The 10216-nt window shown below is 38.8% G+C and carries 14 protein-coding genes and 1 riboswitch; of the genes, 10 read left to right on the top strand and 4 right to left on the bottom strand.

Features of this window, described 5'->3' with window-relative positions:
- Both G602_RS0109230 and G602_RS0109225 read left to right on the top strand, forming a co-directional pair.
- A partial coding sequence (locus G602_RS0109230; RefSeq protein WP_026658762.1) for a YeiH family protein occupies positions 1 to 869 on the top strand: 869 nt, incomplete at its 5' end.
- A 31-nt stretch (positions 870 to 900) separates the two neighbouring features.
- Positions 901 to 1149 carry a hypothetical protein gene (locus tag G602_RS0109225; RefSeq protein ID WP_026658761.1) on the top strand — a complete coding sequence of 83 codons (249 nt, stop codon included), beginning with the start codon at positions 901 to 903 and terminating at the stop codon, positions 1147 to 1149.
- Between the two features lie 69 nt (positions 1150 to 1218).
- Here the strand turns inward: G602_RS0109225 and G602_RS0109220 are convergent, their stop codons facing one another.
- Positions 1219 to 1689 carry a hypothetical protein gene (locus G602_RS0109220; RefSeq protein WP_026658760.1) on the bottom strand — a complete coding sequence of 157 codons (471 nt, stop codon included), beginning with the start codon at positions 1687 to 1689 and terminating at the stop codon, positions 1219 to 1221.
- Complete coding sequence (locus G602_RS0109215; protein ID WP_026658759.1) at positions 1686 to 2261, bottom strand: hypothetical protein; 576 nt, start codon at positions 2259 to 2261, stop codon at positions 1686 to 1688. Before G602_RS0109215 ends, G602_RS0109220 begins: the two co-directional genes overlap by 4 nt.
- Positions 2252 to 2390, bottom strand: a riboswitch (molybdenum cofactor riboswitch). It overlaps the preceding gene by 10 nt.
- A 710-nt stretch (positions 2391 to 3100) precedes the next feature.
- Here G602_RS0109215 and G602_RS0109210 point away from each other — a divergent pair.
- Together G602_RS0109210 and msrA are read left to right on the top strand one after the other, a co-directional pair.
- Positions 3101 to 3670 carry a hypothetical protein gene (locus G602_RS0109210; RefSeq protein ID WP_026658758.1) on the top strand — a complete coding sequence of 190 codons (570 nt, stop codon included), beginning with the start codon at positions 3101 to 3103 and terminating at the stop codon, positions 3668 to 3670.
- A gap of 6 nt (positions 3671 to 3676) precedes the next feature.
- Positions 3677 to 4171 (top strand): peptide-methionine (S)-S-oxide reductase MsrA, encoded by a 495-nt coding sequence (msrA, locus tag G602_RS0109205; RefSeq protein WP_026658756.1) that lies wholly within the window; start codon positions 3677 to 3679, stop codon positions 4169 to 4171.
- Between the two features lie 64 nt (positions 4172 to 4235).
- On the opposite strand, the gene G602_RS0109200 is transcribed toward msrA, so the two are convergent.
- Complete coding sequence (locus G602_RS0109200) at positions 4236 to 4550, bottom strand: type II toxin-antitoxin system RelE/ParE family toxin (protein ID WP_026658755.1); 315 nt, start codon at positions 4548 to 4550, stop codon at positions 4236 to 4238.
- Entirely contained in the window at positions 4540 to 4836 is a 297-nt protein-coding gene (locus tag G602_RS0109195) for a type II toxin-antitoxin system RelB/DinJ family antitoxin (RefSeq protein ID WP_026658754.1), read from the bottom strand. The genes G602_RS0109200 and G602_RS0109195 overlap by 11 nt, the downstream gene beginning before the upstream one ends.
- Before the next feature lie 184 nt (positions 4837 to 5020).
- Here G602_RS0109195 and G602_RS30280 point away from each other — a divergent pair, with 184 nt between their 5' ends.
- The 6 genes from G602_RS30280 (at position 5021) to G602_RS0109165 (ending at position 10205) form a co-directional block, all read left to right on the top strand.
- On the top strand, positions 5021 to 5167 hold the full coding sequence (locus G602_RS30280; protein WP_155829759.1) for a hypothetical protein: 147 nt from the start codon (positions 5021 to 5023) through the stop codon (positions 5165 to 5167).
- A gap of 16 nt (positions 5168 to 5183) precedes the next feature.
- Complete coding sequence (locus tag G602_RS30275) at positions 5184 to 5351, top strand: hypothetical protein (RefSeq protein WP_155829757.1); 168 nt, start codon at positions 5184 to 5186, stop codon at positions 5349 to 5351.
- A 328-nt stretch (positions 5352 to 5679) separates the two neighbouring features.
- Entirely contained in the window at positions 5680 to 6030 is a 351-nt protein-coding gene (locus tag G602_RS0109180; protein ID WP_026658753.1) for a LacI family DNA-binding transcriptional regulator, read from the top strand.
- Positions 6031 to 6063: 33 nt separating this feature from the next.
- Positions 6064 to 8106, top strand: coding sequence for a beta-galactosidase (locus G602_RS0109175; RefSeq protein WP_044931647.1), 2043 nt, complete (start codon positions 6064 to 6066; stop codon positions 8104 to 8106).
- A gap of 258 nt (positions 8107 to 8364) precedes the next feature.
- Positions 8365 to 9141, top strand: coding sequence for a formate/nitrite transporter family protein (locus tag G602_RS0109170; protein ID WP_026658751.1), 777 nt, complete (start codon positions 8365 to 8367; stop codon positions 9139 to 9141).
- A 182-nt stretch (positions 9142 to 9323) separates the two neighbouring features.
- A complete protein-coding gene (locus G602_RS0109165) occupies positions 9324 to 10205 on the top strand; it encodes a mechanosensitive ion channel family protein (protein WP_026658749.1) in 882 nt (293 codons plus the stop codon).
- The last annotated feature ends 11 nt before the right edge of the window (positions 10206 to 10216 follow it).

Genomic DNA, 10216 nt, shown 5'->3' with positions numbered 1-10216 from the left:
GAATAAAGTTTACATCAAAGATAATTCTGCAGGCGGCTGTTGTCCTCCTTGGATTTGGTATGAATCTTTCGGTCGTTCTTCAGACCGGAAAACAGTCACTTCCTATAATTATCTGCACGATTTCAACATCGCTTATCCTATCATGGATTCTTCATAAGGTTATGAATATCAAAGGAAACACAGCTACTCTTATCGGAGTTGGCTCATCAATATGCGGCGGCTCAGCAATAGCAGCTACGGCTCCTGTCATTGATGCGGATGATGATGAAGTGGCACAGGCAATTTCTGTGATATTTTTCTTTAACGTGTTGGCAGCACTTCTTTTTCCTTCGCTGGGAAAGCTTATAGGTTTTGATATCACAACAGGAGAGGCTTTCGGTATTTTTGCGGGAACTGCAGTTAATGATACTTCTTCCGTCACTGCAGCTGCATCAACCTGGGACAGCATGTGGAACCTGGGTAGTCAGACTTTGGACAAGGCAGTTACAGTGAAGCTTACAAGGACATTAGCAATCATTCCGATTACACTGGTTCTTGCTTATCTGAGAGCAAAGGAAGCAAAAAAGGATGGAAGCACCACCAACGGTTTTAGCTTCAGGAGAGCATTCCCGATGTTCATAGTGTTCTTTGTTCTTGCTTCAATTATCACAACACTTTGCTTGGGAATGGGAGTACCTTCGGATATTTTTAAACCTCTTAAAGAACTTAGCAAGTTCTTTATCATAATGGCCATGGCTGCTATAGGCCTGAACAGCAACGTGATCAAGCTCATTAAATCCGGTGGAAAGCCGATACTGCTTGGTGGCTGTTGCTGGGGCGGAATAACAGTTGTAAGCCTTGTGATGCAACATGTAATGGGGATATGGTAAACGATTCAAAATACGAATGGAGGATATTTAAATGAAACTGGAAGAAATTTTAAAAATGGTTGATCACACACTGCTTGCCCAGGGAAGTATAGACAGATCTCATTCAAAAACAGGAATCGATTATATCCTTGGACACATTTCTTTTGTATATGGCCTTGTATTCCCTGAGAGTATCAGACAGGTCAAAAGACAGGGATATTTATACAGACTGCTCGGATTTAAGAGCAATAATCCTGATACTGTCAAAAAGATGCAGCATATAAGGGAAAAGATTTCCTGAGGCAGCTGAATAGATGGAGCTATACAACGAAGATGAATTGAATTATGTGGGCTCTGAAGCAGATGACTCTTACTCATTTAAGAGCTCAATCCTCACTACATTCTTCACCTGGCGCTTTGAGTCACTGTCACCGAACACGTACAGTCTTGCGCTGGTGCTTCCGTCGTCTTCCTGCTGTTTTGCAAGGTAGGCTTTTCCATCTTCGTTTATTTCGTCAAAAGAGATTTCGGCGGCAAATTCATCAGATGATACAACCCGGGCTCTTGTGAAACCAGTGTTATCAAGTCCTGATTTTGAAATGGCATCCTTTAGTGATATTCCGGTCTCATCTACATCCTTTTCCTGCCCCTTGGCATTTATGGTAACGCCCTTTACTGAAACCAGGCTCCCGCTAAAGGCGTCAATGAGAACTGTTTTATCACCATTGATAATAGCCAGATTCCCTTTTGGGGCATCATTTCTTGACCTCAAATAGAAAAAAGATGCAATGCAGGTAATTACCAGCAGAATGATGACGATAACAATACTTTTTTTCTTCATGTTGTCTCCTTGTTTTTATATGGTATTTTTGCGGTGGCTTTATCTGAACCGATGACCGGATGGAGTCTTTCTACAAGTTTTTCTCCCAAAAGCCCGCAGATGGAACCGCTTGTGGCAGCAACTAGCGCATATACCAAAAGAACTATTCCACTTAATCTGAATACAATGAAGTTTGCGGTAAGACAAGCCGTAATAGAGGCGATTATAGACGAAATCAGTATTCCATTATTGCGTCGTCCATAAATTTTCTCTGAAAAAAAGAAAACCATATCAATCATGAATCCCGGAAGAATGTAGCCGATAGGTGCAAGAGCGCCCATGCTGCCGGTCATTCCAAAACACAATGCTAGAAGGCTTTGGACAATGCCCATGATTGTAGCACAGAAAGGAAATGGCATAAGTGCAGCCGCTATTACTAAAAACATTAGGGAGAAGCTGGTGGCAATACCACCCGGGATATGAAGAAATTCAGTTATGAAATTTGCTGCGGGGGATATCAGTTTTTTGGTAAACAAACCAAGATCGCAGCATAAAGCCATAAAAATAAGGCTTCTGAGATCTGTTTTTTTCATTATGTACTCCTTTTCAATAAGGAAGGCGCTTCTGTTTCCATTGGCACCCCGGCGAACACTCTGGCCCGCGTCTTAAAAGCCATGAAGTAAGCAACTTTTTAGGCTAAAAAGCTCGGAGATTTTATGATCATATTATAGTATAGCATATCCGAAATTCTTTGGGCGATAGCTTCCGGCATAACGTACTAACTTGTTAATTTAATTACTTCAATTCGGAGTTCTGTTTGGATATATCTTTCAGTAACAGTTGTTTTTGTCACATTTGCTGATAGAAATAAACTTTTTGAAAAGGCTAAAATAATCATACAGGAAGAGGAATTACGCAGACTTCAAATAATAAAGAGGCCAGGCGGTGCTATGGAAAATCCATGGCATTGTCTGGCTTCGTCTATTAATGTGCTATATCATATCTTTTTATTTTTATAATGGAACTAACTACAGGGCAAATACAGACCATAGTTCAATAAGGGTGTTCGATGAGGAAATTCATTAAGACAGTATGATATAACTCAGAACTATAAATTTAAAATATTTAGAATTCCCAGAAAAATAAGCGTCTCCATTCTCCGGTTTATTAAAAATAAAAAAGGTATTTATAATATACAGCAAATTGAGAATTTATGTGCTTTAGAGGACTTTACAACAAATAGAAACAGGTGTATATATAAACTCCAATCAACAATACATCTTGTTTTTTCTAGATAACATACTTAATGTTCATTACATAAACTCAAAAGGTCAAGAAAGACAATGATGAGAAGTCATAAAGAAGACGGGTGCTATGGATAATTGGTAAGTGCTTTTTACTGCCTTGTAGCTGAGTTTTACAGAGATTTACCATGAAAAAGGTGCTAAGGATGACTAAGATACTCACAGGAAATTGGCTAATGGTAATATGCAGCGTATTTTACCTTGCATGGTGGCTTATCACTTTTAAGCCTCCGGCACCGAAGGGAAATTTTATAGGAACGATTTGTCTTATAGGAGCTTTTTTAACAGGACTTACGGGGCTGTTTTTTACAGCCACCGGAATGACAAATGATGAAGAAATTGTCCGGAGTGGAATTCCAGGAGTAGTGATACTTATCGCGGGAATGGTGATGTATGCTGTACTTCTGCTAATTACAAGAACGCTGTTTCACAGGCAGGTAACATCGGAGTTATTCATCATAGTCGGATGGGGTGTACTTGAAGCAGCGCTGTGCAATTACTTGTATGCCCTTGGACGTTTTTCTGTAAAAGAGGCTTTTATATATGTTGCGGTCATCTTACTGGCAGCTATAATAAGTCTTATATGTTACGTCTTTTACTATGAGCTTCCATATGTAAAGGGTTACATAGACGGCTGTATACCGCTTGTGCTCTGCATGGTGGTGATGGTTCTTCTAAATTTAAGAATAATGAGGTAGCGATAAATGGAAACAATATATTTTGCCGGAGGGTGCTTCTGGGGAGCACAGAGATTTTTTGATCAGTTTGATGGAGTGATAAATACGGAAGTCGGATATGCCAACGGTCCGACGGAGAATCCTACTTATGAGGACGTCTGCAATGACTCCGGTCACGCAGAGACGGTAAAGGTGGTGTTTGATCCTGAAAAGATAGGCCTTGAAGAACTTATAGATTATTATTTTAAGATAGTTGATCCTGTCTCTGTAAACAGGCAGGGTGGAGACGAAGGAATTCAGTACAGGACTGGAATATACTATACTGATGATAATCAGCGTCCCATCATAGATAATAAGATGTCAGAGCTCGAGAAAGGGCTTGGGCAAAAGAGTGCGATAGAAGTGATGGCACTTAAGAATTTTTACACAGCAGAAGAATATCATCAAAAATATCTTGTGAAAAATCCGACAGGATATTGTCATATTCCGGCAGTGATGTTTGAACTATCAAAGAAAAAATAGAAAAATAGACGCGACCTTTGTCCCTAAGAGGAAAAGTGTCGCGTTTACTATTTTAATTGCCATACTACTTCATTTTGTTTTCATAATCCTGCAGGTAGTGAAACATATTGTCAATGATAGCCATATCACCTTCTACTCGATACAGAAAAAAATAATCCATTTCCTTAAAATTTATGCGATGATATCCGAATGACTTCAATTTCTCGTTTTCGCATAGTTTGAGACTTCCTGCAACTTCAGCCAATCTGAACTTGGTTTCTTCTACACAATCTATCAAATGTGAAGCTGCTTGGGGATTTCTCTTTATATATACGAGATAATAAAGAAAGTTATCAAAATCCTTTTCTGCATCTTCGGTCATCACAACTTTATAAGCCATATTTTCCCCTCATATCAGAAATTACATCATCTGCGTCACGGTATTTACCCTGCGCAGCATGCTCACGGGATCTTTGAAGTTTGCTCATAAATTCATCTTCAGTTAATGGTTTTATTGGATTATATGCATCACCAAGAGTTACATCAAAAGGGAAGCCATTACTTGCAACAGCTTTCTTGAGAAACATTCTTATAGCAGTTGTTGTATCGGTACCAAGGTTTTTGAATAATCTATCGGAATCATGTTTCAAATCATCGTCTACACGAACCTGTATAGTACTTGCCATAAAAACCTCCTTTGGAATTTATTACAAAAGCAGTTATTTATATTGATATAGTAACACATTAGTAATGAAATTGCATTTGTAATATGTTTACGGTTGTACTTTTTCTACCACATATATATCATGAAATAGGGATATGCTTATCAGTTGCTGAAATTTACGATCAATATCTCAAGGAGCTGAAAGAATGACAAGACAAGATCAACAACTTTTGAAAGAACTGAAAAAGGCTCTTCCGCTTTTAATCAAGGATTTGGATCGTGAAAAGAAGCTAAAAAAGAAAGACTTCATGCTTTATAAGAGGTTTTACATGGTGGTGCCATGCAACAGATGAGCATGAACCCTGTGGTATGGGTGGGCCAAATTCAAAGTATTTTGATGGCTGGTTTTCAGAGATAAAGATTGAAGGCATCATAAGGTTTGATACCAACGAAGAATATAGAAGGTTCTTTTTAAAGGAATGGCCGGAGTCAGAAGAGTATAAACCATGTTTCTGGCCGGGCTTTTGGCTGGAATAAAAATACTTCCGGAATGTGTTATTCAATAAAAAGTGAAGATTTATTGCTAAAAAATGTGGTCGCACGACCACATTTTTGTTTGCTGTTTATTATGCATTTTACGCGTTTCTCAAAATAATTGTGATTAATTCGGGTGAAAGATGAGTGTTACTAAAATGGTTTCTTGTGATGTACAAAAATTACATGTGGACGCGTGACCATATATTTTGATATTGTCGAATATGACAAATAATTTGATAATAAGTATATCAGATGTGTACAACATTAAGGCGTTTATGAATGATATATTCGTGCATAATGCAAACACATTTGCTCCGGAGGAATTAAGTTGGCTGAAAAAATAACAAGAAAAGATATTGCAAGGCTTTCGGGAACCACAGTTTCTGTTGTGTCCCGTGCACTTAACAATAGTGGATATGTGGACGTAGACAAAAAGAAAAGAATACTACAGATTGCAGAAGAACTGGGATATACAAGAAATCCGGTTACTATGACACTTGAACAAAAGAGAACAAAACAGATTTTATTCTTCTGCAAAGATCTGAATAATTCTTTTAATATCGGACTTTATTATGGAATGGTAAATGCTGCTAAACAGCGAGGATATATGACACTTCTTAATGCGAATCTTGAATTTGATAACATTAAGGATGCACTAATTGAAGGAATAAAAGCATAAAACTGAATTTAAAATAATAACAAAGGAGCAATTATGAGCTTTCTACTTAATAAAGACAGAATAGTTATGGGGGTAGATTATTACCCTGAACATTGGGATAAGTCCCTCTGGGCTGAAGACCTGGATAGAATGAAAAAAGCCGGAATAGAATTCATAAGGATAGCGGAATTTTCCTGGAATCTTTTCGAGCCTCAGGAAGGAGAATATACGTACACCTTTTTTGATGAATTCCTGGAACTATGTAAAGAAAAGGATATGAAGGTGATATTCTGTACTCCCACAGCGACGCCTCCTGCATGGTTAACCGACAAGTATCCTGAAGTACTAAATGCCAGACAGGACGGAGTATTATACCGACATGGTGCCAGAAGACACTACAATTACAATTCTCCTATTTACCAGAGATTTACAAGGAATATAGTAGAAAGGATAGCATCTCATTATGCTCCACATGAAAGCATAATAGGCTGGCAGATTGATAATGAAATAAACTGTGAAAAGGATGAATTTTACTCAGAGAGCGACACAATTGCCTTTAGGGAGTTTCTTAAAGAAAAATATGGTACCATAAAGAACCTGAACAAGGCATGGGGGACGGCGTTCTGGAATCAGACGTATACCTCATTTAGTGAAGTGTACGTTCCAAGAACCACCCTGAGCAACAGTACAAATCCTCATGAAGTACTTGATTACAAGCGATTTGTTTCGGACAGTGCCTGCAGATGGGCAAAATTGCAGAGTGATATCATAAGAAAATATATAAAACCCGGAGATTTTGTCACAACCAACGGTTTATTCGGAAATCTTGATAATCATCGTATGGTCAGGGAAAGCTTAGATTTTATGACCTATGATTCATATCCCAATATGGCATATGGCGTGGATTCTCACTTTATTGAAACGAGCGGATTAAGAGACAGGTTTTGGGGACTTCTGCTTGATGAAGTAAGATCTCTTAAAGGGAATTTTGGTATCATGGAACAGCAGTCCGGGGCAAATGGATGGAATACCGCGATGGCAGCACCTACTCCTAAGCCGGGACAGATAACACTTTGGACTATGCAAAGTATAGCACATGGAGCAGACTTTGTTTGCTATTTCAGGTGGAGAACATGCACTTTTGGAACGGAAATATATTGGCATGGAATACTTGATTATAGCGGACGGGATAATCGAAGATTAAAAGAGATTACTGAAATCCATGATAAATTTGCTGCTATTAAAGAGGTTTCCGGATCTGAGTATAAAGCAGAGGTCGGCGTAGTTGAAACTTACAGTAACAAGTTTGACTCTGAACTCGATGCCTGGCATAAAATGATTGAAACTACAAGCAAAACAGGCATATATGAAGCATCGCAGTTTACCCATACACCGATAGATTACGTATATCTTCAGGATGAGACGAGGGTAGAAGAACTTGCAAAATATAAAGTGCTCATTTATCCTCACGCAGTAATAGTTACTGAGAAAGAGGCCAGCCTTCTGAAAGAGTATGTGGAAAATGGCGGAACATTGATCCTTGGATGCAGAGCAGGAATGAAAGATGAAACAGGCATCTGTTCACAGAAGAATATGCCCGGTCTCTTATCTGATATCAGTGGGGTAGAGGTTACTGAATTTTCTCTTGTAACTCCAGGTGAAAAGGCGCTAGTATCATGGGACGACGACGAGATTGAAGCAGCTGTTTTCACGGATGAATTATCTCCTTCGAGCGGTGCTGAAGTTTTGGCAACTTATGCAAATCGCTATAACAAAGGTGTTCCTGCTCTTGTAGAAAACAAATACGGAAAGGGAAGGGTAATTTACTTTGGAGGTGCTTTTAACAGGCATTCAGCAGAAGTTTTCTTTAAGAAGCTTGGCGTAATAAATCCCTTATCCGAGATAATGGATATTCCGGAAGAGTGCGAGATAGCTATTCGTGAAAAGGAGAATAACAGGTACATTTTCGTACTCAATTATAGCGGTGAGGCACAGGAAATAACTCTGAAAAAAGATATGTTTAACATGTATACTTCTGCTTCATGTAGCGGAAAAATCACATTATCTTCATATGAGACACTAATTCTAAAACAGTGAAGGATTATTAGGGGCTGCTCGCTAGGTGAGCAGCTCCATTTGTTGTTCCGTATCCCCTGAGACATTTGTTGGACAGCGTGGAATAAAATACAATAACAAACCAACAACAAAAGAGAGTGCGGTTGTAGTAAAAGTATTAGTACTGCACCAATAAAAAAATCAAAATATTGAATTTAACTAAGCCTGTTTAAATATGTATAAACAATATGGAATGTCATATAATAGTAGGAGAGTAATATACATGAAAGAGGTATAAGTATGAAATCACCTGCTGAAATAGCATCCACATATGAAAACATTGGAACTTCCAAGACTCAAATGAACTTTAGGAAGACTTTTCTTCTGGCAATTCTGGCGGGAGCATTTATAGCGATGGGAGGTTTGGGAAGTCAGATAGCATCTGCTTGTGCTCCTGATCCGTCTCTGGCAAGGCTTATTAGTAGCGTTGTGTTTCCAATAGGACTTTTTATGGTCCTGGTTGGAGGTGCTGAGCTCTTTACAGGAAACTGCCTTATCATCATATCTGTGCTTTCCGGAAAAGCCACAGTAAAAGGCATGGTTAAGAATCTGATCATCGTCTATATGGGGAATATGGTGGGAGGCCTTATTATAGCGTTACTTGCTAACTATTCTCATACTTATGCTTTTGCGGATGGGAAACTTGCCCAGGCTGTTGTATCCACAGCTATTGCTAAGTCGAACATTTCCTTTTCTGACGGATTGTTAAAGGGGATTCTCTGCAACATCCTTGTGTGCATGGCTGTTTGGTGCTCCTTTGCAGCGGATGAACTTGCAGGAAAAGTATTTGCTCTGTGGCTTCCCATAATGCTCTTTATTATAGGCGGATTCGAACACTGCGTTGCAAACATGTACTTTATTCCTGCAGGTATGATCGCTACATCGGTTTATGGCATTGCTGCTGACGGGCTGTCGCTATTTGGTTTTTTAGTTACCAACCTGATTCCCGTTACCCTGGGTAATATTATTGGTGGCGTGCTCTGTGTAGGAACCACGTACTATCTGATTTATAAATAATATGGCAGGTAGCTGATTCTTGTTTTATAGAGTCAGCTATTTTTTTAGCTAAATTTCGTCTTAAATCTTAAGAATCCATAAAATGATTTTTATCCTTTTTTTATGATATATTCAAACGTAATATAGTAAAATTGAGTTGGTATTCCTTGAAAAAATGCAAAACATATGTCCGGGGGAATAATATGAATTCATTAAATGGACCGTTCTCAAAAGCTTTAGAATCATTGTTTAAGGACGCAACACCTGATGTGATAATTGAAATTATCGGGGCAGTATTAGTTTCAGCTGTGGTTATTCTTACAGTGTATGTTTTGGTGATTTTTTTACTGCTCAAGCTGAAGAACAGTATTTTTTCCAGGATTGAGAAAAAGAAGGGTAAAAGTCTTACTATCCAGTTCATAGAGAAAGCCGTTACCTTTGCACTTATTGTACTTTTAGTGGTACTTCCTTTAGGAGGCGATCAGATAGCAAGCTCGTTACTGGGTAGTACTGCTGTAGTTGCTGCTGTTGTTGGTTTTGCCGCTCAGGAAGCCATCAAGAATATGTTTGCCGGACTACAGATAAGTCTCTATAAGCCCTTCGATATTGGCTCCAGAATTGAGCTCGAAGATGGAACAACTGGAATAGTTGAGTCCATGACATTGAGACATATAGTTGTCTGCCTTCTTGATTCCACCAGGGCTGTTATTCCGAACAGTAAAATAGATACAATGAAGGTCGTCAATTACAGCTATGCGCCTGATGTGCCAAGGGCGGCTGTTTTCAAGTATCCCATCAGCTATGATGCAGATGTACAGAAGGCGAAGGATGTAATCAGAAAAACCATCTGTGACTGTCCGCTTACACTTAACGAAGACAAATATGACGAAAAGACGCCAAACAGCAGGATGGTATATTTTCTTGACGTGCAGGATAGCGCGCTTATCATGGGTGCTACCGTAAAATTCCCTGCGAATATAAGAAGTGAAGTATTAAAGGATGAGATAAATACAGCGGTATTTAATGCACTTAAGGAAAATGGCATTGAGATTCCGTTTAATCAGTTGGATGTGCACATGAAGTAGGTTTAAAAAGA

The organism is Butyrivibrio sp. AC2005 (assembly GCF_000424145.1).
Lineage (GTDB): Bacteria > Bacillota > Clostridia > Lachnospirales > Lachnospiraceae > Butyrivibrio.
Note: the sequence above shows the minus strand (reverse complement) of the source record. Positions and strands in the feature narration are given on the sequence as shown.